Source organism: Alteromonas sp. LMIT006, from assembly GCF_024300645.1.
Taxonomy (GTDB): domain Bacteria; phylum Pseudomonadota; class Gammaproteobacteria; order Enterobacterales; family Alteromonadaceae; genus Opacimonas; species Opacimonas immobilis.
In genome coordinates this window covers 1,665,334-1,688,748 of record NZ_CP101291.1, presented here as the reverse complement: position 1 = coordinate 1,688,748, position 23,415 = coordinate 1,665,334, and the positions used below count along the sequence as shown (strand labels likewise).

General features: G+C 43.5%; 17 protein-coding genes. 3 read left to right on the top strand and 14 right to left on the bottom strand.

Features of this window, described 5'->3' with window-relative positions; translation table 11 throughout:
* Positions 1–109: 109 nt before the first annotated feature.
* Positions 110–2,512, bottom strand: a complete 2,403-nt coding sequence (locus NLG07_RS07910; protein WP_254854930.1) for a hypothetical protein — start codon at positions 2,510–2,512, stop codon at positions 110–112.
* 356 nt (positions 2,513–2,868) lie between these two features.
* Here NLG07_RS07910 and NLG07_RS07905 point away from each other — a divergent pair, with 356 nt between their 5' ends.
* Positions 2,869–4,293, top strand: coding sequence for a cytochrome-c peroxidase (locus NLG07_RS07905; protein ID WP_254854929.1), 1,425 nt, complete (start codon positions 2,869–2,871; stop codon positions 4,291–4,293).
* A gap of 159 nt (positions 4,294–4,452) precedes the next feature.
* Here the strand turns inward: NLG07_RS07905 and NLG07_RS07900 are convergent, their stop codons facing one another.
* The 4 genes from NLG07_RS07900 to NLG07_RS07885 all read right to left on the bottom strand — a co-directional run bounded on the left by NLG07_RS07900 (position 4,453) and on the right by NLG07_RS07885 (position 11,515).
* Positions 4,453–6,717 (bottom strand): hypothetical protein, encoded by a 2,265-nt coding sequence (locus tag NLG07_RS07900; protein WP_254854928.1) that lies wholly within the window; start codon positions 6,715–6,717, stop codon positions 4,453–4,455.
* Positions 6,718–6,987: 270 nt separating this feature from the next.
* Positions 6,988–9,213 (bottom strand): YjbH domain-containing protein, encoded by a 2,226-nt coding sequence (locus tag NLG07_RS07895; RefSeq protein WP_254854927.1) that lies wholly within the window; start codon positions 9,211–9,213, stop codon positions 6,988–6,990.
* A gap of 120 nt (positions 9,214–9,333) precedes the next feature.
* The gene (locus tag NLG07_RS07890) at positions 9,334–10,926 is read right to left on the bottom strand and encodes a hypothetical protein (protein ID WP_254854926.1); all 1,593 of its coding nucleotides are present in this window, start codon (positions 10,924–10,926) and stop codon (positions 9,334–9,336) included.
* Between the two features lie 142 nt (positions 10,927–11,068).
* On the bottom strand, positions 11,069–11,515 hold the full coding sequence (locus NLG07_RS07885) for a hypothetical protein (protein WP_254854925.1): 447 nt from the start codon (positions 11,513–11,515) through the stop codon (positions 11,069–11,071).
* 181 nt (positions 11,516–11,696) lie between these two features.
* Here NLG07_RS07885 and wecA (NLG07_RS07880) point away from each other — a divergent pair, with 181 nt between their 5' ends.
* Positions 11,697–12,836, top strand: coding sequence for a UDP-N-acetylglucosamine--undecaprenyl-phosphate N-acetylglucosaminephosphotransferase (wecA, locus tag NLG07_RS07880; RefSeq protein WP_254854924.1), 1,140 nt, complete (start codon positions 11,697–11,699; stop codon positions 12,834–12,836).
* Here the strand turns inward: wecA (NLG07_RS07880) and NLG07_RS07875 are convergent.
* Complete coding sequence (locus NLG07_RS07875; RefSeq protein ID WP_254854923.1) at positions 12,833–14,539, bottom strand: hypothetical protein; 1,707 nt, start codon at positions 14,537–14,539, stop codon at positions 12,833–12,835. The two genes, wecA (NLG07_RS07880) and NLG07_RS07875, sit on opposite strands and share 4 nt — an antisense overlap.
* Before the next feature lie 123 nt (positions 14,540–14,662).
* Here NLG07_RS07875 and wecA (NLG07_RS07870) point away from each other — a divergent pair, with 123 nt between their 5' ends.
* The gene (gene wecA / locus NLG07_RS07870) at positions 14,663–15,805 is read left to right on the top strand and encodes a UDP-N-acetylglucosamine--undecaprenyl-phosphate N-acetylglucosaminephosphotransferase (RefSeq protein ID WP_254854922.1); all 1,143 of its coding nucleotides are present in this window, start codon (positions 14,663–14,665) and stop codon (positions 15,803–15,805) included.
* 45 nt (positions 15,806–15,850) lie between these two features.
* Here wecA (NLG07_RS07870) and galE read toward each other — a convergent pair whose 3' ends face one another.
* From galE to NLG07_RS07830, 8 genes are all read right to left on the bottom strand, one after another.
* Entirely contained in the window at positions 15,851–16,885 is a 1,035-nt protein-coding gene (gene galE / locus NLG07_RS07865) for a UDP-glucose 4-epimerase GalE (protein ID WP_254854921.1), read from the bottom strand.
* A 167-nt stretch (positions 16,886–17,052) separates the two neighbouring features.
* Positions 17,053–17,724, bottom strand: coding sequence for a WecB/TagA/CpsF family glycosyltransferase (locus NLG07_RS07860; RefSeq protein ID WP_254854920.1), 672 nt, complete (start codon positions 17,722–17,724; stop codon positions 17,053–17,055).
* A gap of 98 nt (positions 17,725–17,822) precedes the next feature.
* Positions 17,823–19,226 (bottom strand): mannose-1-phosphate guanylyltransferase/mannose-6-phosphate isomerase, encoded by a 1,404-nt coding sequence (locus NLG07_RS07855; protein WP_254854919.1) that lies wholly within the window; start codon positions 19,224–19,226, stop codon positions 17,823–17,825.
* 15 nt (positions 19,227–19,241) lie between these two features.
* Entirely contained in the window at positions 19,242–19,709 is a 468-nt protein-coding gene (locus NLG07_RS07850) for a GDP-mannose mannosyl hydrolase (protein ID WP_254854918.1), read from the bottom strand.
* A gap of 1 nt (position 19,710) precedes the next feature.
* Positions 19,711–20,676 carry a GDP-L-fucose synthase gene (locus NLG07_RS07845; RefSeq protein WP_254854917.1) on the bottom strand — a complete coding sequence of 322 codons (966 nt, stop codon included), beginning with the start codon at positions 20,674–20,676 and terminating at the stop codon, positions 19,711–19,713.
* Between the two features lie 66 nt (positions 20,677–20,742).
* Entirely contained in the window at positions 20,743–21,858 is a 1,116-nt protein-coding gene (gene gmd / locus NLG07_RS07840) for a GDP-mannose 4,6-dehydratase (protein WP_254854916.1), read from the bottom strand.
* Between the two features lie 30 nt (positions 21,859–21,888).
* Positions 21,889–22,935 (bottom strand): glycosyltransferase family 4 protein, encoded by a 1,047-nt coding sequence (locus NLG07_RS07835; protein ID WP_254854915.1) that lies wholly within the window; start codon positions 22,933–22,935, stop codon positions 21,889–21,891.
* On the bottom strand, positions 22,922–23,407 hold the full coding sequence (locus tag NLG07_RS07830; RefSeq protein ID WP_254854914.1) for a serine O-acetyltransferase: 486 nt from the start codon (positions 23,405–23,407) through the stop codon (positions 22,922–22,924). Before NLG07_RS07830 ends, NLG07_RS07835 begins: the two co-directional genes overlap by 14 nt.
* Positions 23,408–23,415: the final 8 nt, after the last annotated feature.

The following is a 23,415-nucleotide window of genomic DNA, read 5'->3' as shown; positions in this document are numbered from 1 at the left end:
GGGATGGCTTAGTCTGCTGGCTGGATGCGCACCCAGCCAACACACTTACAACCAACAGGCACGTTATGTGCCACAAATGATAACTGCGTTGCATACAAGTCAAACTTGATTAAATCGCGTTACCACAGGTTTGGCCACAGTTGGAAGCAATATTGATGACGCCCGCAGCAGTTTCCATATTAATCACCCCCGTCCCTAACCGCTCAATCTGTTGATAATAGGCTGAACCAACGGTTTTGACCGCGCCAATAAAGTCTGAGCCTGTTAACGTGTAATCCAAATACCCCGCGCCTAACGTAAAGCCCATCACATTGTTATCCCCATCGAAGCTGATATTGACCGCGCCATCCAGCCCGGCTACATCCATCTCAATGGTGTTATCATTGCCATGGATAGACATGATACTGGACGAAAGTTCATCCGCATGGCCTGTCATGCTCAGGTAATTATCATCACCGGTTATGGTATAAGTGCTGTTGCTAATGGATGGGTTGAGCAAGAGTCGGTTGTGATCCCCAATGACGTCAATGTTTGCGGTTTGATCAACGCTGTGCTCTGTATCTGAGGTATATTCAATACGGTTATCGTTACCTAGAACATCAAAATCCAATGTGACATTGTTCGCACTGTGATCATCAACTAGAACGACATTGTGATGCCCATTTAGATCCAAATCATAAGAAAGGTCAGAGCGAGTGTTTAAATTAGACATGCTTGAGTGTAAACGGACTCGGTTGGCCAATCCGCTTACCGTAGTATTGATTGTTTGGTCATAATAATCTTGAACATCATCGGATTGTTCAATCCATACATCTACAGCATTTAAACTGCCTTGGATGGACGTATTGATGCGGTTGTCTCCTCCCCAATAATAATCGTCAACAAATGTTTCAATGTTCAAATCAAACTGATTATGATTACCCAAAATATCGGTATTGAGTCGTAAATTGCTATTGATATTATGTATGTGTATCTGGTTTTCTTCACCGAGCATGGAAAGGTTTTCTAGATGCGAATATGAACGAAAAACATCCATTCTTAGCGTGTTCAGTACGCCATCAATGATGACGTTTTCATAATGCATCCCACCTTCGCCCACTCCTAATACTACGGTATTTCCGCCGCCTAAAATGTCAAAATGTTCAAAACTGACATAGCCACTATTAAAGCGTGCACTCAGGTCATTGTAATCGCCCATTACATTGAGCGAACCCCATATATCGGCCCAGCTCTTATCCGAGATATTTTCTAACGTAAGATGGTTACCATCACCCTTGACAGAGGCGGTTAAATCGAGCCATTCAAACCCATGATTTATCATAAAATCATTTTCGTCACCTTGGATCTTAAGCGTGATTTGTTGCTGACCGCTATATGAATGATTGGCCGTTTGCGTAATCCCAATATCATTATCCGAGCCAGAGACATGTACAGTGGCTGTAGTACCTTCAAAAAAATCGACATTGCCATTATCTTGAATAACGGAGATGGTATTGTTATCACCATTAATAATGTCAATGTCAATCTTGTTATCTAAATAGGCATATTGTCCCACCGTTTGCTCGGCAGTAACGGTATTGTTGTACCCATCCACATTGATATCGGCTTGGTTACTTAGCGCCCCAATCTGATTATTTTGCGTTAAATTAATCGTGTTAAAATCATTGGTCACGTTTAATGTCGCGTTATTACCCAACCCGGTTTGATTCAGTACTACCGTAGTATTGTCTGCATCCACCACATCAATGAACACGATATTGGGATTGTTTGACACCTCATCCACATCGCCCGTGAAATCCGTCTGAGTCACATCAATGGTGCTGTATGAGGCGTTTTTGAGATTGGTGATGATGTCAGAGAAATCCGAGTAGCTGATATTGAGTACGTTATATTGACTGAGACCCTGTCCTTCATCCATCGTGATCTGCATTTTACGCGCAATGTTGCCCACTGTGTTTGGCGTTAGGGTTAAATCATTATGGTCACCGGTGATATTGATTTTGGTGGCTTCTTCTGGAGCTTGCGCATCGTCGGTACTGGCATCTTTGGCATTGGCCTTTGCAAAGCCAATACCCGCTAAGTCGGCGATTCTGACCGTATTGTTTTCACCATCCACATTCATGACCAACCACGAGCCACCAATCTGTGAGATGTAGAAAGTATTTTGCGAGTTCACGTTGTCATTGTTGATGGTGAGGTCGAGTACGTTAGACAAATAATCGTATGGCTCGCCTCGGTTGACCAACTCCGGCATGATCTGTTGCACGATACCCGATGCATCCGCGCCTTTAAGCACCACGCCGCCTTGACCTTCTGAGCGAATAAACGCAAGGTTATCGGCTTTAGTTCTATCCTCGACATTAGATTGATTCGATTGAATCAGCTGAATGTCTGAGTTTTTGGTTGGATCCACCGCTTCTTCAGCCAACACTGCTTTGGTAAACGGAACGGTCAACGCGGTCAATACCGCTGTGTAAACAAGCGAACGTTTGAATGAGATTGTAGGGTACATGGTATTACTCCATCAAATTTGTACAACATGTCCTGAACTCACATCACTATACGCATACCTGAATTCAGTCAACATACCATATTTGTGGTACGGCATAACGCACCAACATTTTCAGTATAAGTACCCCATAAAACCGATTTCAATCACTTTTCAGCCCACTCGGAAAAACTCCTAATCATTTTGGGATAATCTAAGAAAAAGTCTTAGTCCTTAAATGATTAAGCAAGCTCAACCGGCTCGCTCACCCGCCAATAACCATTTCGTCATATCTGTCTGTACCATATTTATAGTAGCGATATCATAAGCGCGATGAGGTAAAGTGTATTCACGACTTTTTTCGACATTATGGATACGTTATGCGTGCTTTACTCTCATGGATGCTTCTGCTCTCCCTTTCCGCTTGTGGCATAGACCCGCAAATCAGTGAGCCATCCCCTCCGCCTACCGAACCGGCAGCGACTACCTCACGGTATGACAACAGTGGACTGGATCAGGATGTCATCGCATCTTACCAGGCATTAGAAGCCTTGATGGCAGAGGCGGCTCCGGATAATACTGTCGCGTATTTTGCACTGCCGTCCGAAACGGACTATGCCAATATTCCTGCGGATCCCCAAAATCCCATTACCGAAGCCAAAATAACATTGGGTAAACTGATTTTTCATGAAACCGGCATCACCGCCGGGATCACATCGATGACCAACACCTACTCCTGTGCGTCCTGCCATCATGCCAAAGCCGGCTTTAAAGCGGGGGTTGCTCAGGGCATTGGGGAAGGTGGAGAAGGCTTTGGCATGGCGGGTGAAGGCCGTCGCGTTGCGGATGGTCTGGATCTGCTGGCCGATGTACAGCCCATTGCTTCGCCAACTGTATTAAACACTGCCTACCAAGAAGTCATGGCCTGGAATGGACAGTTTGGTCACCAAGAAAATGGGTTGGTGAATGCCGGCCTGCCCGTGGAGCAGTTGATGCCAGAAGGCACGCCCAAAGCGGCTAATCAATTTGGCTTAAGCGGCTTGGAAACACAAGTGATTGCCGGTGCAGGTGTACACCGTTTGGATGTCAGCGACACCTCGTTACTGAACACTCACCCAACCTACACAGCGTTATTGGCAGAAGCGTTTCCGCAAGGATATGCATCGTTGTCGGTGGCAGCTGCAAAAGCGGTGGCAGCTTATGAACGCTCAGTATTGGCTAACCAAGCGCCTTTTCAGCGCTGGCTACAAGGCGACAATCACGCCATGTCCCCCCAACAGGTCGCGGGGGCCCGGGTCTTTTTTGGTACAGGGCAATGCGTCAGTTGTCACACTGGCCCAGCCCTGTCATCGCCGGTCGGGGCCGTTGCTGATGACTTGTTTATGGCCATTGGGTTTGGGGATTTGGATTGGAACCGAGACATCATAGGTATGGTTCCGGAGGATGTGCGACGCGGTCGAGGCGGATTCACCGGCGTCGCGATGGACAATTACCGCTTCAAAGTACCGACTTTATATAACCTCAAAGATACCTCAATATTGGGTCATGGGGCCACCTTTAGCCGTATTGATGAGGTCGTGGATTACAAAATCGCCGGGATCCCACAAGTGGCGAACGACAATTTAGATCCTCGTTTTATGCCTCTATCCTTGACCGAGCAAGAACGCGCAGACTTAATTGCGTTCTTATCCGACTCGCTTTACGATGACAATCTGGCTCGATATACGGTAGATACCCTACCTTCTGAGTTATGTCCCATCAACAATGATACCCAATCTCGAACCGAACTAGGGTGTGAAGAGTAAACATAAAAAGACACTTATCATAGATATTCTTATGTGATTAAAACAACTAAGGTAATCGTAGAAAAAACAGGACAGCATCGCTACTGGCCTTTGCGAAAGCTGTCCTAATGGTAAGTGTAAGGTATGACTCTAGTGCATCATGCTCGATGAGCGTCCAGACTACCCGCCCATGTTTGAGCTGATGTTCACTTGCCCACCATCTGAAATCATTGTGATGGTGCCCGTACCTAACTTAGACAACGTTTGATAATACGCTTGACTGTTGAAGGTCTTTACACTGCCTTCGAATCCGGAACCCACCAGATCGTAATCGATGTAACCGGCACCAAGATGAAACGACATCACGTTATTATTCCCTGAGACATCGACGTAAGCATCGGCCGTTAAGCCGGTCACATCAATGTCAACGGTATTATCTATGCCACGGATAAACGAACGATAGTGGGAATCTGCCACGGCAGCCCCGGTCATAGTCACATCATTACCGGTACCCTCCACATGCATGTAACTGTCATTTACATGCGCATCGAGTGTGACGATATTTTGTTCGCCAGCCACATACACAAAGGTTTTGGTGGTATCCAACCCGGTCTCTTGTGAGCCAATCTGGATGGTATTCGCATGTCCCAAGACATCCACATCCAAGTTTGACCCGCCGTTGCGATTGTCTTGCACGACGAGGCTGTTGTCGTTTCCTGAGACATCAATGTCGTAGTTGTTCTTGTCTGGACCTACCCAATCACTGGCCAAAAACGTGGAAGATAAGGTGACATCGTTGCGATGACCGATGATTTTGGAGGTCACATTAGACTGTCCATAATGTCCATACAAGGTGTTATTTGGGTTGGCGCCAATGTTGAAAGTTAACGCATTGTCATCACCAATCAATACGCTATTGATGTCATTATGTGACCAGCTATTGATGTTTAAATTAACATCGTTATCTGCACCATCAATCAAAGAACTCAAACTCACAAATCCCAATGTGGTGAAGGTGGTGGTGTTGTCGTTCCCAAACACCGTAAAGCTGTAGTTTACTGAGTCGTCCCCCGATTGATACAGCTTATCAAAGAAGTTGGTTGAACTTTGTTTGCCGATAACCTCAAGCGTATTGTTATGCCCAGTGATGTCAATATCGCCGACCGTCCCTGTAGTATGAGCGGTGTCGCTTAATGTCACTGTATTACCGTGACCAGTCAGCGCAACCTCCGAGCGATGATGCCAAAATCCCTTTAATGAGTATATATTGTCATCCCCAGTGACATTTAAAGTGATGTCTTGACTTGCCCCCCAATCAAAGTCAGTGCCAAATGAACCAATGTCAATAGACTGATCAATAGTGGCTTGGTTACCACTGCCGTGGATATCGACGTCTGCCGTAGAGTCTGGATTAATGCGCCCATAACTGTTCTGTGTCACGGTCACTATGTTGTTGTAGCCTTGCACAATATCTACATCAATGTCATTGGTGCTGGCATCTTCGGCTGGATACAGGACCGTTTGGGTCGTGGTTACTCGGTTCCCTAAGCCACTGACATTGACGTTGACTACGTTGTTATCCAGCGTACTAGGACTGTCTTGAGTGATATTAATGGTATTTTGGTCGTATTTTACATCGACATTCGCGATGTTGTTGATGCCATTTTGTGTGATTTCAACCCGAGTTGCTATGGCATTAACCACGTCAATAGTCACAATGTTGGGCAATAGCTCGGTGTCTGCTGCATCTGTGAAGTACAGATCTTTTTGTTCCACATCAATGAATGAATAAGATGCATCGACTAACTTGGTCGTGATTTCAGAAAAATCCGTGTACGCTAAATGAATGACATTCACATTATTGTAGGGACTGGCTTGGTCCGAACTGGCCACGTCCACATGTAAGGTTTTGGCAATGTTACCCAAGACCGTTGGAGAAATATCAATGGTGTTGTCGTCCCCAGCCACGTTGATGGTCACTGCCCCACTTGGCTGAGTGCCATCGGGGTCATATCCTACCCCCGCCAAATCGACAATAGTGAATGTGTTGTTTTTACCATTGACGTTCATAACCAACCACGACCCACCGATTTGACTCAAATAAAAGGTGTTTTGTGAGTTGATGTCGTCATTGTTCACGGTGATGTCTAAAATGTTGCCCGTGAATCCGCCCGAGGTTCCTCGATTGACGTATTGCGTCAAGACATTTTGAATGATTTCACTGTCGTCTTTGGTGGTGATCACAATACCACCTTGCCCGTTTGAAGTGAGCGTTGCGTGGTTTTTGTCTTTGGTTTGGTCATTGACCTGGATCAGTTTGATCGCACTGTTTTTAGTTGGATCAATTGACTCAGCTGCGAATACTGCTTTGGAAAACGGGACGGTCAATGCAGTTAATACTGCGCTGTAAACGAGCGAACGTTTGAATGAAACGGTAGGATACATGACATTACTCCATCAAATTTGTACAACATGTCCTGAACCCTATCCACTATACGCACACCTGAATTCAGTCAACATACCATATTTGTGGTACACCTTCCGCGCACCAGTCATGTCAGTATAAGTACCTGATGGAACGTATTTCAATCGCTTTTTGCCCTACTCAGAAAAACTCCTAGTGTAACTCTCCCATTTTAAGTAGCAAAAACTCACCACCTCGTTCTAAGTTATTTTATTAGTATCACCTTGCCGCCATCACAAGAATAAAGGGGGCTACTGAGCAAACTCGCGATACGCAATCAACAACCTTGGTAGCGCGTTGTTTAAATGCGCAATCGATAAGCGGTCAAAGTTAAAATACCGCCCTTGCATCTGCGCCAAATACCCTGGTCGCAGTGCCATGTTCACAAAGATACGGTTCGTGCCCTTATAACTGGACGTCCCCAGTGAATAGTGCCAACGCTCCGCCATGCGCACTTGATAGCCGTGTTGACTTGGGGCCATGTTCTTACGACTGCCCAACGGAATGCTAAAGCCCAATCCTTTGATGCTGACGTCGGTCTCGCTCATGAACACACTGAGGGTCGAATCACCTAATGACGTGGTAAAGCCAACTTTGTAGCCGCGATCACCGCGCCAAAACTGACCTGCCTCAGCATACATGGATACATCCAACAGTGGCAGATAATGCCGATATTCTGCAGTATAGATATAGCGGTCTTGCCCTTCTGGGATCCGAGTCTGCAGATATCCATAGTGATAACTCAAGCGGTGTCGACCATCCAGTGATTGCCAGCCGGCTTGAAAGGTCGCTACATTGTGCTCTTCACGCCATTGTTGTTTGGCAACGCCAAGGCCACCGGATACATAGACGTTCCAAGGCAGTTGCATAGTTTGGCGCAAGAACACGTTTTTTAACCCAGTGGGCTGGCGATATTTCCAAAACGCACCGCCCAAGTCAAAATCCTCACTCTCTGAGATGTTCACATCATAATCGGCGTACACCTCGCCCCCACGCCATAATGGCATATGGACATTAGCGCGCACACTTAAGTTCAAATCCGCTTGGCCTAGCTCAGTGCCGATAAAGTTTGGCAAGACTGGAGAAAACTTTACCCGCGGTTTCAACCAGGGGCGATTGACCCCACGCACCCAGTCGACCAATACGTCTTTGCGATCGCGCGGGACGCGTGCTTCAAATCCGGGATCGCGTATTTGACCGTTGTAAAACGCCACCAATTTTTGCGCCGACACCGCCACGCGGAACGTGGGGACTTCGTAACGCGACAAGGTAAAGTCCACGGATTGTATGTGTTCAGGCACATACTGCGCAGTCATGCCCAATGCCACGCCAATGGCATCAAACTGATTACGGTTGTATAGGGCGTTTTCGATGCGGACGTACAATCGCTCACTGTGGGCGCCGACCCAGACGTTATCAAAACCGTGTTTTTCAAGCGCTACCAACAGCTTATTCATCAACACCACATTATCGTCGTAATGCGTGCTTTGCGTGTAATCTGAATGCGCAGCCGCTTGACCAGGTTCGTACACCCCATAATCGTGTGACTCCATCAACCAGCCCAGTTCTTCGTCCAGTAATTGGGTTTCATAGTTGGGTGTATCCAACGCGCCATCCACGCCTTGGAATAGATTCGCTCTCACCCCTACTTGCAAAAACACCTTATCGTTGCCAGTGCCCGCATCGTAATCGCCGGTCATGACCGAACCATACAGTTGGATTTGGCCATCGAACCAATGTTTTGGGGTTTTAAATTTGGCAGCCACGGCATTGTTGACGCCATCGTGCTCTGCCATCAGTTGTAGCCATTCGTACGGTTGGTATTGGATCCCGTAAAATCCTCCTTCATAGCGTCTTGGAAAGACAGTTCCAAGCGTAAATCTATTTATCTTATCTAGTTTTTTACCTGTGCCTATTGTTAAACGTAGATTTCGCCAATCTTTACTAGCCACCACAAAGTAACTGTCTAGATGATTGGTGATCCCACCAATATCCTGGTAGCCTGCCGCCAAGGCAAACCAGTCTTTGGGGATGAACGTCGCTTGGTATTTGATGTTAGCTTGCAGATCAGATCCTTCGTCCCATGTACCACCTGAGTTGCGGATCGTCGCTTCTACGCCTGGAAACGGGCTGGCTGTAAAGGATAGGTTATGACCTGCTTGATATAAGCCGTCGGATTCACCGCTGCGATACGAGCCGTTGTCGGTCAAGGTAGAATAGGTCCAGTACAACTCTCCTACTCCGATGGCGTGAGCGCTGGGGACGTTGATCAGGCCTCCAAAGCCCTGCACGTTGACATCGGTATCAATCACAAACGGCTGTAATGAAATGCGACCAGTGGAAGATTGGCTATCGCTCGATGTGCCTGCTATCACGTCAACGCTCGCCATGGTCCACACACTGACCCAGACACTTACGCACGCAATACGCAAACACATTGAGCTCTGTCGACATACTTGGGAAAGGGTTATTGTCATCTTGTCTTCCTTATGGATCCTGGGTGACATCCTTGACTGTAAATAGTTTACCATTCGTTGCAACCACAAAAAAGGCCCAGAGTCTGAGCCTTTTTGAGGTTCGGTTAGCAAGATTGGCGCTTAGATACCGCCACCGCCAGTGCCACCGGTACCACCGGTACCACCAGTACCAGTGCCTGCATTACAATCATAGGTGATTGGTGCGGATTCGTCTTGGCCATCGGCAGTGATTTGTACCGAATAATCTGGTACTCCGACAATGCTTGAGTTGATATTCACATCATAGGTAGCGCCATCGTTCAATAATTGCAAACGGTAGTTACCCCCGCCCACATGAGCGGCCAAGGCCATTGCATCTGAACTGTCAGCCAAGCGATAGTTAACCACGGCAGCTGTATCAGCAGTAAAGACCGTGCTGTCACCTTCACAAATAGCGGTGACATTCAAGCTTTCGCTGACGGTAGTGCCAGGATTAGTCAGAGGTACATTGATCGCGCCACATGCAGTTGCGCCAGTGACTGAGCCCCATACACGGCCTTGTGAATCCGTTACACGAACAGACGCTAGTTCAGACGCTGAAGCCGTGTCCGTTAACGCCAATTGTGCTTGGTCATCGGTCAAGGTGCGTGTTGCTGAACCCGAAGCAATGCGGCTAATGTTTGCTACCAAACCGGCAACCGCTGCGTCGCCAGTAAAGTTGATGGTGGTGGTTGAGCCTGCGCACACATCATTACTGATCTGTTTACCCGCTGCTTTTATCGATAAACTGCTGATTTGGAACGTGCCCGGGAAGAAATCACCATTTTGTGCACCGACGGTGACCACTTCGTCTTCTGTTGTCCACACGCCAGTGATTTCATCATAGGATTTCAACGTCAAGGTGTCGCCCTCGGCCACGTTGCGAGACGATGGGATCTGCATGGTTACGGTAATCGGCGAAGAGAATTGCTTGATAGGATTACCCTGCGCGTCCGTAAAGTTAATCACGGTCGCGGCTACCGGTAAGAAGACATCCGCTGACCCTGCGTCTTGTAAACCTGCTGGCAGCAAGTCAGCAACACTGGCCGATGATGCCTCGCTGGCGTCCGAGTCAATTGCAACAACTTGCAATGACACATCTCCAGTAACCGCTTCACCTTGTGCGTTCTGTAAGACCACGCCCACTGGTATTGTGACCGTTGCAGCCCCCGTTTCTGCGGCAGCTTCAATCACAATTTCTTCAGCCACTGGACCAGTAACAGTTGCCTGCGTTTCGACCACCGCAATACCTGGCGTGACTTTGGCGATCAGTGGGAACGCCAGCGCGTTATTTGAAGCAGCATTCGCAATGTCAAAATTAATCGTTTGCGTCAAGTAGCCATCGGCTTCGACTAAGATAGTTACCGAATCAATGAGCGTATCGCTGTCAAAACCAAACGCAAAGGCACCGGCCGTCGCCGTCAGCTCTGAAATCCGTGTAAAACCAGTATCTAACAAACGTGGTTCATTTGTGGCTTCACCATTGACTAAAAAGGTTAAGGTGGCGCCATCAATCGCATTCCCTGTGACAGAGTCAATGACGTTACCCGTTACTTCGACATCAATCGTCGTACTAACAGGTGGTGGGATGACAACGTCTGGTACATTGGTTGATACATTGCTGCTACCAAAGCAACCGCCTAAAGCTAGAGATGCCGCTAATGCTACGGCAAGTTGAGAGTACTTGAAGTTCATGGTAAATCCTTTTCAACGAAGATTCTGTAATGTTCAAAATTGATATAATCATTAAAGCATATATACGCATGAATGCAACACCAAAATGCCTCGTTTCACAAAACTTTCGTATGACAGGATGATACCCAACAGATGCTCTTTTTTATTGTGTGGCTGGACCGCCCTCTTTGGGGTGATGGACGCTGATTGTGATGTTGGTGCCATCACTGCGTAAAATTTTGGTTTCCAAAAACGAGCGGCGATGGATTTCCACCGTCGCGGTGCGACTGGCTTTTTTGAACACCATGATGATGTTATCCGAGATGGTCGAGGAGCTTAATTGCCACCCCATGTTCTTGCCTGTGTCAGTGTAATAGCGCATGAGTTTGCCCGGCGCTTCTGGCGCAAACAAGTTCACCCGCCCAGACCAAGAACTGCCAGTCCCCATGATGATGCTCTCATCACTGTCAATCTCGGCATCGGCCGGCATGGGAAAATCATACAACAAATATTCCACAATAAACTGGGCATCTTGCTGGAATTTTTCGGACGTAGATAAACACCCTGACAGGGTGAGGAGGAGAATTAGAGTGAGGGACCGAGCTTTCATCACACTTACTTATCATTATTATTTTGGATGATAATAGCGCATTGAGTGCGTTCAAGTCAAAAACACTTGGATTTTAACCTCCTCTAAGAAAAAGGCTTAGAGACAACGTTAAAAATTTAGCTTAATGTTTTTCTAAAGTGCTTCGATATTACTTTAGCCAATCAAGCGACAGGGATTAATTGTGCTGATAGATTTAGTTTTTACCTTTTTCTTTTCATTTTGCGCGTTGTATTGTTTTTCCAAACTGGCCCCGTCACTAGGTTTACTTGACACGCCTAACCTGCGCAAACAACACCAAGGCAGTATTCCCCTAGTGGGCGGCATAGCTGTTTTTGTCGCCCTCTTTTTTTATTTTATTCAATCCCCGAGCATTTTGGCCCACGCCGAGCTGTTTGTTCTATGCATTGCCGTATTAGTTATACTCGGCGCCATTGATGATCGCTTCGACATGCCCGTTGCGCCGCGATTATTGGTACAAGCTGGAATAACTATCCTAGTGATTGCAAACACCCATATGCAGTTGGATTACGTCGGTAATATTTTTGGCTTCGGTGACATGTACTTTGGCCCACTGGCCCCGATTATTACCATATTGGCAGTGATTGGTGCCATTAATGCATTTAATATGGTCGATGGCATCGATGGTCTTCTAGGCGGACTGGCCATCATTACCTTTACCGGTATGGCCATTGTCTTGAACCTTCACGCATTACACGATCTTGCCTTTGTTTGCTTGGTGGTGGTAGCCGCCCTAGTGCCATATGTAATGTTTAACCTAGGCATATTGGGTCACAAACGCAAAGTGTTTATGGGCGATGCGGGTTCGATGATGATTGGCTTTGTGGTGATTTGGTTCTTGCTCACCATGACCCAACCCGATGCCAGTGCCACTATGCGTCCAGTGACCGCGTTGTGGCTTATTGGGTTGCCGTTGATGGATATGACGGCGATCATGTTCAGACGCATCAAACGAGGTCAATCGCCCTTTACCCCAGATCGCGATCATTTGCACCACATTTGCCTCAACGCAGGGATCAGCAAAACCGGGACCTTATTTGTGATCTGCTCGTTGGCTGCGGGGTTTGCCTGTTTTGGGATCCTTGGCGAATACATCATGCTGCCAGAATCTATGATGTTCATCAGTTTCTTATTAACGTTTGCGGTCTACACCTACGCACTAAATAAAAACTGGCCGCATCACTTTGCACAAAACGTCTTGAACACCGCTCCCAGCACGTTGTCCTCCATCCGTGCCGTGCGTTCTCCCGCATCGACTTCATCGACCGCTTCAGCCTCGGATGAGTTTGCCAAAAAAGGTTAACCTCTTTGCGTAAAGATTTCACCAAATCTCACGTTCACGACTTTATCAGTCTCTTTGGCAGAAGGTATCGCATCACCTTGTAAGACCCTTAGCATTTGGCTTGATAGGGCCGCCGCATCTTGCGATAACAACCAATGCATGGTTTGATTGAATTGCGTTCGAGTCATTGATGATTGAGGTAATTCGATGACATGCTGCCATCCAGTCCCTTTCCCTGAGTGCTTAAAATAGTCTTGTATCGACAACGCATTGTCCTGTCTAAAATCAATAGCGACTTCATACGGCCTCAGGACACTTTGTCCATATATCTTAGGCGATAACCCTTCGGCTAAAATCATATGTTCCATCAACATGAGTTCATGCCATGGCACACTGTTTTCGATGCGATACATGCCTGATTGTTGTCTCTCACAGAGTTGGTGGATAAAGCGCGCCCAGGCATAAAGTTGTTTCGGTGTATGCACTCGTACCTGCTCATATGGGGACAATAAGGTCAAAGCGCGATGCTGGTTCACTGATGTTTGGCACGTCCCCAAATAATGTTCAACATCGTCAAGGGTATTGTCTAATCGCACCACATTGATGGATGCGTTGACCATTGCGGCTTTGTGTTGATAGGCCAATTCTAACCATCCCTGTAATAAACGTGCAGGCAAAGACATCCCTTGCCTGAACTGCGACACCACAATCAGATGCGTCTCTGCGCTGAGCTTATCAATCTCAGTTAATGCTTGCCGTAATGCATTTTGCACCGCAATAGGCTCGATGTCAGATTGGATTTTCTGGACGTGCTCATCGTCCAGTGCGCAGTGCAAATACACACAGCGAACGTTTGCGGCATTCACATCATCGGTTGTTGTTATCTGTGAAATTAGGCCATTTCTGAGTGTCTCTGGCCAGACCCCGTCCAATACAACAGGAACGGTTTGCTTGGTGGTGTGGCTTTGCGTCCCATAGACACCGATGTGTGCTTGCGTGGCCTGCATCAACTCGAGTGCATTGAGTCGACGGATGCGTTTAGACTGTGTATCAAAGACCCGTAAAACAATTGGCTCAATCAACAACTCTTGGAACTGCGTCAAATTGAGTCGACACAGCACCTTGTCATCGATGATTAAGGTATGAAAACGATATTTTTTAGTAAAAAATTGATGATCCGTTACCCGTTTATAAATGGTGAAATCCAACGGAATACTGTCACGACACACAACCTGTCCAACCAAATACGCTTTGGCCGTTTCAGGACACGCCATGGCGATATCAATGTGATCTCCCCAATAGACCACCTTTTCTCGGCGTTTAAAAAACACCGTCGCCACCAGACGTGAACACAAGACATAGCCCATGAAACCAAAGATCATGACTAGCGCCGGCAACGTATCCACAGGGTGTTGTAATACAATCACCGTGCACAACAAAAAGAACGTGCACAAACTGACTAACAAGCCAATCACCTTATTTTGATAATGGCGTTGTTGGGAATGATAACAGGTGTAAAAATCGTATTTGAACAACAGCATCATAATGATGCACAGCGCAATGGCGTATGAGATGGGCACCGTCCATGGAAGGTCTGGTGTAAGAGACGGATCCATCAAGGAAAAGGTCAAGCCAATGCCCATAAACGCAAGCGCATCACACAGTACCAATAAAACACTGGCCACATAGCGTTTGGATCGCATTGATTGAAAGATTCTTTTCATATCGGTGTTTTCATGCCCTTATTGCATCCGTAATATTATGTCACAAAACCATCATATTACATGCATCGTCAATGTTCAGTTTATGTGCTATACTCACCACGTTCAAGACGAATTTAATGGAATATGATGATTATTGAGCTCTTTTTTGTCTTCTTTTTTACCTTTGCAGCGCTATTTGTACTTCGCAAAGTGGCAAAACACATCGGGTTAGTCGATACGCCGAACCTTCGTAAACAACACGAAGGGGTTGTGCCTCTGGTTGGCGGGATTGCCGTTTTCAGTTCCATTTCTTATTTTTTATTTTCTCATCCTGACATCTTACCTCACACCGGACTTTTGCTGTTGTGTTTGTTCACCCTCATTGTGGTCGGTGCTATTGACGATAAATTTGATATCAGCTTCAAATACCGTCTAGCCGTTCAAGTCGCTTTGACCTGTGTCATGATGTATTTCACCGGATTGGAACTCAATTTTATTGGGAATATCTTTGGGTTGGGTGACATGAGTCTTGGTTGGGCTGCATCCGTTGTCACAATATTTGCAGTATTGGCCGCCATCAACGCCTTTAACATGGTCGATGGTATCGATGGCTTATTGGGTGGGTTGTCGATGGTAACATTTACCGGCATGGCAGTTTTATTGAATCTAAGCCAACAACATGAACTTGCGTATGTGTGCGTCGTTGTGGTCGTCGCTATGGCGCCTTACGTCATGATGAATATGGGGTTCTTGGGTCGAGAGCGCAGAGTCTTTATGGGCGATGCTGGCTCAATGATGATTGGTTTTTTGGTGATTTGGATGTTGTTAACCATTACACAGCCAACTGCTACTCCTATAATGCGCCCCGTCACGGCGCTGTGGTTAATTGCCCTGCCCTTGATGGATATGGCTGCAATTATGTATCGCAGAGTCAAGCGAGGACGGTCACCGTTTTATCCGGACCGTGACCATTTGCATCACATATTTCAACGTGTTGGTCTAAGTAAATTGGCTACGTTATTTACCATCTGTTCATTCAGTGCAACCTGCGCATTAGTGGGTGTGTTGGGTGAATATTTTGTGGTGTCCGAAGTGATATTGTTTTGGGGATTTGTGGTTACATTTGCGCTGTACTCAATCACGCTACTTAGGAATTGGCCTAAACGTGTAGCAGAGCTAATGGATGAGGCGATGAAGCAGAGTGAGGGGGAGTTTGTTCCTTTGAGGCCTGTGAAAACAAATTCCCAATTGAGTAATTTGGAAGAGCAGAAAACAAAATCTAATTAATTTATCGATAACAAATTCTACTTAACTTATCACATGACATAATATTTATGGTTTTTGATCCATAGAATTAAATCCCTGAGGATTTTTGGACTGCCAATTCCAAGTATCACGACACATATCATTTAGATCTCTTTTTGCCTCCCAATTTAATACCTTTTTTGCATAAGACGGATCCGCATAACACGCAGCCACATCACCCGGACGACGATCCACAATAACATAAGGCACCATTTTGCCAGAAGCTTGTTCAAATGCCTTGACCATATCAAGTACCGAATACCCCATACCGGTTCCCAAATTGACTGTCCAGACACCACGTTCAGATTCTATTTTTTTCAGTGCTTGAATGTGCCCAAAGGCCAAATCGACAACGTGAATATAATCTCTGACGCCGGTTCCATCATGCGTATCATAATCGTTTCCAAAAACAGACAGTTCTTGACGAAGACCCGTTGCCGTTTGTGCAATAAATGGCATCAGATTATTAGGAATACCATTGGGATCTTCGCCAATTAACCCGGAACTATGCGCACCAACCGGATTAAAATAACGTAAATTAACAATGCGCCAGTCGTTATCACTGACATGAAGGTCTTTCAGTATATTCTCAATCATTAACTTTGACATGCCGTAAGGGTTTGTGGGTACACCAGTAGGCATTGCCTCATGCAATGGTAATGAAACCGGGTCACCGTATACCGTGGCGGAAGAAGAAAACACGATATTTCTGACCTGATATTCCGACATGATCTTAAACAGTTGCATACTGCCAAAGACATTATTTTCATAATACATGATAGGATTTGCTACCGACTCACCCACCGCTTTTAATCCAGCAAAATGGATGACAGACTGAAATTCATACTGTTCAAACAAAGCTCTTAACGAGTTTTCATCACGTATATCACCTTGTACAAACGGAATCGTAGTTTCAGTGATTTGTTCAACTCGCTCTAGGGCAAGAATAGATGCATTAACAAGGCTATCAAACACAACTGGTGAATAACCATGTTCTATTAGTTGGATGAGAGTATGTGAACCGATGTAGCCGGCGCCACCGGTGACTAAAATATTTGACATATTGATACAAACTGCGAGGCAGCTCCCTTTGAACTTTCGATAAATTTCGTGAAAATATTAATATATTAACATGTATTCGTATAGGTATTTTAATCCATCTAAGAAATAGGCTTTAAAACAACGTTAAAACTGCTCTCTTTTTCGGGGATATTATATTACCAACTAAATTAACAAGATTTATTATTACCTTTGAATGTCTTTATTTTTAGCTTTGCGAGAATAATTTCAAATAAAAATAATGGTGTTGAAACAAAATTTCTTCTCCATAATCTTTTAGGTTCTCCAATCAGACGAACCAACCATTCTAGATGTAAGTTTATCCAAAAAGCTGAGGGACGCCTTACAGTTCCGGCGTAAAAGTCGAATACAGCGCCTATACCGCTTATCATGCTCACATTAATGTCATGTTTCAACTGGTTGATTAATTTTTCTTGTTTAGGTGCTGTTAAGCCTACAAATAAAACATCAGGTGAAAAATCATTTATTGCATTAACAAAGACTGTGATGTCATTTTTATTAAAGGTTTCTTTGTAAGGAGGAGATAGAACCTTTGCAGTAACATTCGGGAATTCATTTTTGCTATTTTTTACTATACTTGCTAAGACTTTGTCTGAAGATCCCAATAAAAAAACTTTACCATGAGACACATTCAATACACGCATAGTTTCCTGAAACAAATCGGCCCCAGCTATCTTTTTTACTGAAATTTTATTTATAATTTTAATTGCCAATTCAATTCCGCTTCCATCGGGAATTAGAACATCACTACTTTGAAGAGCGCAGTAAAATACCTTATCTTTTTTTGTTTCAATATATGAGTGTGGATTTATTGTATTCACAACTGTGGTCCCAGTATCGCATAGGGACTTTTGAACTATTTCATGAACTGGATTAGTCACGATGTCAAAACCAAAAACTTTAGTATATTTTAGCAATATTACTTTCTCCCATATTTATCTTCAAAACGGACTATATCGTCTTCACCAAGATAGGAGCCGGATTGAACCTCAATTAATTCGAGTGGAATATTTCCAGGATTTTCTAGAGCATGGACAGCTGTAATTGGAATATAAACTGATTCATTCTCTGTTATATATTGCTCTGTATCATCAATTTGCACTTTTGCAGTACCCGATACCACGATCCAATGCTCTGCGCGGTGGTGGTGCATTTGTACCGATAACTTCGCACCTGGTTTTACGGTGATACGTTTGACTTGGAAACGCTCACCATTATCAACTGAATCGTATTTACCCCATGGACGATACACTTCACGGTGGAAAGTCACTTCTGAACGTCCTTCCGCTTTTAACTGGTTTACAATCGCTTTAACTTGTTGTGATTTATCTTTATGGGCAACTAAAATAGCGTCTTTCGTATTTACAATCACTAGGTCTTCAACACCTACTGTTGCGACGAGTTTATCCTCACCAAATACAAGTGTATTTATTGTATCTACCGCTTTTACATTACCTTTAAAGGCATTGCCATTTTCATCTTTTGACGACACTTCCCAAAGGGCAGCAAAACCACCGACGTCGCTCCAGCCTGCATCCATAGGCACAACAACAGCATCTTTCGTGTGTTCCATTACAGCATAATCAATCGACTCATCAGGGCAGGACTCAAAAGCAGCTTTATCTACGCGAATAAAGTCCATATCGCTGTTTTGAACTGCAATGGCTTTTTCACAGGCCTCGTAGATATCGGGACGAAATACTTTTAATTCTTCTAAATAGCGACTTGCTTTAAATAAAAACATACCACTATTCCAGTAGTAATCACCGCTTTCAATATACTGCTTGGCTGTTTCTAAATTTGGCTTTTCAACAAAACTGTCAACCACATAGCCATGCTCTACAGCGTCACCTCGTTTAATATAGCCATAACCTGTTTCAGGGCTGTTACCTACAATACCAAATGTAACTAATTTATCTTGGTTTGCTAACTCTGCTGCTTTATTTACACTAGCCTGAAACGCCGCTGAGTCTTCAATGACATGGTCTGCTGCAAGTACTAGTAATAATGGATCTTGATCATTTTCAATGGCTTTAAAAGCAGCCAAAGCAATAGCTGGTGCCGTGTTACGGCCTACTGGCTCTAAAAATATACCGCCATGGTCTGTATCTAATTGTCGCACTTGCTCTGCTACAATAAAACGGTGTTCTTCATTACAAATTAACATGGCTGCTGAGTGCGCTAAGCCCGTTAAGCGGTTTAGCGTATCTTGTAGCATTGTCTGATCGCCGTTAAGCGATAAAAATTGTTTTGGATAGTTGCCACGCGATAATGGCCATAAGCGTGTGCCTGAACCACCCGCCATGATTACTGGTAAAATCATAATAATTCCCTGTGTTTATTCTATTAATGCTTCAAAATACCATTTTGTATGCTTGTGGACCATAGGCGATTTGAGTAATTCATCAAAACTAAGCCATTTATATGCTGCATGCTGTTCGTTTAATGGTAATGCATCAAGCTGTTGCTTTGTAAGCCTTAATACATAAGCAATTGCGACATAGTGTGTTTTTATTTTATCGTTAAATACACAGTCATCATAAAAATGATCATAAGGGCCAAGCAGTTCAGCAATTGATAATTCAAGTTCAATTCCTAATTCATTTAGTGTTAGCCTTTTAAAAGCATTAGCCAGTGACTCATTTTTTAAAATACGACCACCTGGAACAAACCAAAACCCTTCAGCTGGGCGGTTTAACCTTTGCCCAAGTAACGCTTCATTATTTTCGTTAAGTACAACAAGGTCTATGGATACCAGAGGGGTACTGTCGATAACTGTCTCAAACGTTGTTTGCTCTAAAAACATACTATTTTCTAAAGTTGTCTTGGTTGGCTAAGAACCACTCATACGTCTGTGTTAACCCTTCCTCTAGGCTGATTTTATATTGCCAACCCAAAGACTTTAATCTAGAAACATCCATAAGCTTACGAGGCGCACCATCTGGTTTTGAAGTATCAAATTCAATATCACCTTTAAAGCCAACAACTTTAGCTACAGTTTCTACTAACTCACGAATAGTACAATCGATACCCGTACCCACATTAATATGGCTAAGCATCTCTTGTGTATTTGAGTTATAAACATCATTACTAAGGTTCATAATATGAATAGAGGCTGCAGCCATATCATCAACATGTAAGAATTCACGCATAGGTTTACCTGAGCCCCAAGCAATAACCTTGTCATCACCAGCTAATTTTGCCTCATGGAAGCGTCTTAATAATGCAGGTATTACATGAGAGTTTTCTGGATGAAAGTTATCATTTTCACCATATAAATTTGTTGGCATCACTGAGCGATAATTTCGCCCATATTGTCGGTTATATGATTCACACATTTTAATGCCGGAAATTTTAGCAATTGCGTATGGTTCATTAGTTGGCTCTAACGTACCTGTTAATAAGGCACTTTCTTGCATTGGTTGTTCAGCTAATTTAGGGTAAATACATGAAGACCCCAAAAACAGCAAGTCATTTACCCCAGCTAAATGAGCACTATGAATTATATTATTTTGAATCATCAAGTTCTCATATATAAACTCTGCAGGGTAAGTATTATTAGCAATAATCCCACCAACCTTAGCCGCAGCTAAATACACTTGTTCAATATCATTCGATTCAAAAAAATTAGCAACAGCACTTTGGTCCAATAGATTTAACTCTGAGCGAGAGCGAGTGATAACGGTCACTTCAGGTTGCTTTTGTAATTGCCTAACAATTGCACTGCCAACCATTCCGTTATGGCCAGCGACAAAAATAGTTTTAGCTTGCATTGCTCTTTCCATAATAAAACCCAGATTTACGCTGGGTTAATAAGTTTATGATTATAAGGCTTATAGTTACTCTACAGAAACACTAATGTCATAACCGTGCGACTTTAAAATTGCATGCTGTTTGGCTTTAGCTAGATCACTTTGCACCATTTCAGCACACATCTCTTCTACAGTAATTTCAGGTTCCCAACCTAATTTTTGTTTCGCTTTTGTTGGATCGCCAAGTAACGTTTCTACCTCTGCAGGGCGGAAGTAACGAGGGTCTATGCGAACAATTACATCACCTAAACTTAGTGCTTCAGCATTATCACCTTCAATAGCAGCTACAGTGGCAATTTCATTAACCCCTTCACCACTAAACTCTAAGGTTATACCGAGCTCTTTAGCCGAAAGTGTTACAAACTCACGTACAGAAATTTGCTTACCGGTTGCAATCACAAAATCTTCAGGGGTATCTTGTTGAAGCATCATCCACTGCATACGAACATAATCTTTAGCATGCCCCCAGTCACGAAGTGCATCCATATTTCCTAGATATAAACATTTTTCTAAACCTTGCGAAATATTAGATAATCCACGAGTAATCTTACGTGTAACGAATGTTTCACCACGACGAGGTGATTCATGGTTAAATAGAATACCGTTACATGCGTACATACCATATGATTCGCGATAGTTTACTGCTATCCAGTAAGCATACATTTTAGCTACAGCATATGGTGAACGAGGGTGAAATGGTGTTGATTCTTTTTGTGGAATTTCTTGTACTTCACCGTAAAGTTCAGAGGTCGAAGCTTGATAAAACTTAGTTTTCTTTTCTAAACCTAAAAAACGTATAGCCTCTAACAAGCGCAATGTTCCAATAGCATCTACATCTGCAGTATATTCAGGTGATTCAAATGAGACAGCAACATGGCTTTGTGCACCTAAGTTGTAAACCTCATCTGGCTGAACCTCTTTCAAAATACGGGTGAGATTTGATGTATCTGTTAAATCACCATAGTGTAAAAAAAACTTAGGATTATCTTCGTGGACATCTTGATAGATGTGATCTACACGCTCAGTGTTAAAACTTGATGCACGACGTTTAATACCATGGACTTCATAACCTTTTTGTAACAAGAATTCAGCTAAATATGAACCATCTTGTCCTGTTACGCCAGTTATTAAAGCTTTTTTCATATAAATTTCCTTAATTAAAATTTTGTAAAATTAGTGCATCAACAACCGAAGATACAACTTTTCCATTAGAGTATTTAAAGTTTGAATTTCAAATCTATCCTTAGCAGTTTTAAATGCTTGTAGTTTAATACTTTCCCTTAAAGAATTATTTAAAGCTAATTCTTCTAAACACAAGCATAACGCGTCACTGTCTCCAGGCTCAAAAATAAGTGCGTTACTTTTATGTTCAAAAGCATCAAGAATACCACCTACAGGTGTTGTAATAACTGGAACACCGAATGAAACGGCATCTAACACAGCCATGGGAAAACCCTCTGCAAAACTAGGCAAACAGAATATTGAAGCACTTTCAAAGACTTTTTCTTTATCAGTCCCCGAAACCCATCCCAAAAACTTGGTATTATCAATTATTCCATAATCTCTTGCTTCTCTTCTTGCTTTTTCAATCTCCCCATTACCGGCGAACACCAAATTCCAACCAGGAATCTTTTTATTAAACATCGAGAAAGCTTTTAAAAGAACACTATAACCTTTTCTACTAGTTATTGTTCCAGCAAATAAAATGGTTTTTTCTCTAGTAACAATGTTATCTTTCAATGGTAGACAAGGATTATAAATGACATGAACTTTTTCACATAATTCAAACTCATGATAAAGTAGATCCTTCCAGTATTCGGATAAAACTATTACAAAGTCCGACTTTTTAAACACAAACTTATATAAGTCCCTAAATTTTCCACATATAGTAGTGTCAGCAGAAAAAGAGTGGAAGTGCATAATTAGTTTTTTTCTAAATAATTTAGTTAATAAAATGAAAGGAATTTTTCGTATTGTTGAAACAGGTTCGCTATGATGTATATGCACAATATCTGCACCACCAATTTCAAATAAAAACTTTATAAGCCCAACCATAAAATAAAACAGCTTATTAAATATTCCACTATCTATGTGAGATTCAACCCAAACACAATTGAATTTGTCCCAAATATCAGAGTTTTCATAAGCCTTAATTACACTAGTTATCCCACCTCTAGTCTGGCGTGAAGAACCAACTACGATCACTTTAACCCTTCTCATACACAACCCTTGCTGGATTCCCCACTACTATAGAATTAGAAGGGATATCTTTCGTAACAACTGAACCGGCACCTATTATGACATTATCGCCAACATTAATTGCACCAATAATAACCGTGTTAGCTCCAATATCTACATTATCACCTATAACTGGAGTATCATGATCAAATTTTGCAGTACCAATAGTAGTAGACTGCCTTACTCTCACATTTTTTCCTATAATAGTATTCCGATGAATAACTAGGCCAGTTCCATGAAAAAGAGTGAAACCAAACCCAATCTTAGTAAGTGGGGGAACATCGATACCCATAAACCATTGAACAATAATTGAATAAAACAATCTAAATAACCGAGAAAAGATAAGTAATAAAATATTACTACCTTGATAGGAAGAAATACGAAAAAAAAAGATAAAAAACTTTCCTTTTGTATTACTGCCTAAACAATATAGCTCTTGATAAAATTTAAACATAAAAACCT

Excerpts from the sequence above, each read along its gene's own strand:
- NLG07_RS07910 (WP_254854930.1), bottom strand. The coding sequence starts at position 2,512 with ATGTACCCTACAATCTCATTCAAACGTTCGCTTGTTTACACAGCGGTA.
- NLG07_RS07905 (WP_254854929.1), top strand. The coding sequence starts at position 2,869 with ATGCGTGCTTTACTCTCATGGATGCTTCTGCTCTCCCTTTCCGCTTGT.
- NLG07_RS07900 (WP_254854928.1), bottom strand. The coding sequence starts at position 6,717 with ATGTATCCTACCGTTTCATTCAAACGTTCGCTCGTTTACAGCGCAGTA.
- NLG07_RS07895 (WP_254854927.1), bottom strand. The coding sequence starts at position 9,213 with ATGACAATAACCCTTTCCCAAGTATGTCGACAGAGCTCAATGTGTTTG.
- NLG07_RS07890 (WP_254854926.1), bottom strand. The coding sequence starts at position 10,926 with ATGAACTTCAAGTACTCTCAACTTGCCGTAGCATTAGCGGCATCTCTA.
- NLG07_RS07885 (WP_254854925.1), bottom strand. The coding sequence starts at position 11,515 with ATGAAAGCTCGGTCCCTCACTCTAATTCTCCTCCTCACCCTGTCAGGG.
- NLG07_RS07875 (WP_254854923.1), bottom strand. The coding sequence starts at position 14,539 with ATGAAAAGAATCTTTCAATCAATGCGATCCAAACGCTATGTGGCCAGT.
- wecA (WP_254854922.1), top strand. The coding sequence starts at position 14,663 with ATGATGATTATTGAGCTCTTTTTTGTCTTCTTTTTTACCTTTGCAGCG.
- galE (WP_254854921.1), bottom strand. The coding sequence starts at position 16,885 with ATGTCAAATATTTTAGTCACCGGTGGCGCCGGCTACATCGGTTCACAT.
- NLG07_RS07855 (WP_254854919.1), bottom strand. The coding sequence starts at position 19,226 with ATGATTTTACCAGTAATCATGGCGGGTGGTTCAGGCACACGCTTATGG.
- NLG07_RS07850 (WP_254854918.1), bottom strand. The coding sequence starts at position 19,709 with ATGTTTTTAGAGCAAACAACGTTTGAGACAGTTATCGACAGTACCCCT.
- NLG07_RS07845 (WP_254854917.1), bottom strand. The coding sequence starts at position 20,676 with ATGCAAGCTAAAACTATTTTTGTCGCTGGCCATAACGGAATGGTTGGC.
- gmd (WP_254854916.1), bottom strand. The coding sequence starts at position 21,858 with ATGAAAAAAGCTTTAATAACTGGCGTAACAGGACAAGATGGTTCATAT.
- NLG07_RS07835 (WP_254854915.1), bottom strand. The coding sequence starts at position 22,935 with ATGAGAAGGGTTAAAGTGATCGTAGTTGGTTCTTCACGCCAGACTAGA.
- NLG07_RS07830 (WP_254854914.1), bottom strand. The coding sequence starts at position 23,407 with ATGTTTAAATTTTATCAAGAGCTATATTGTTTAGGCAGTAATACAAAA.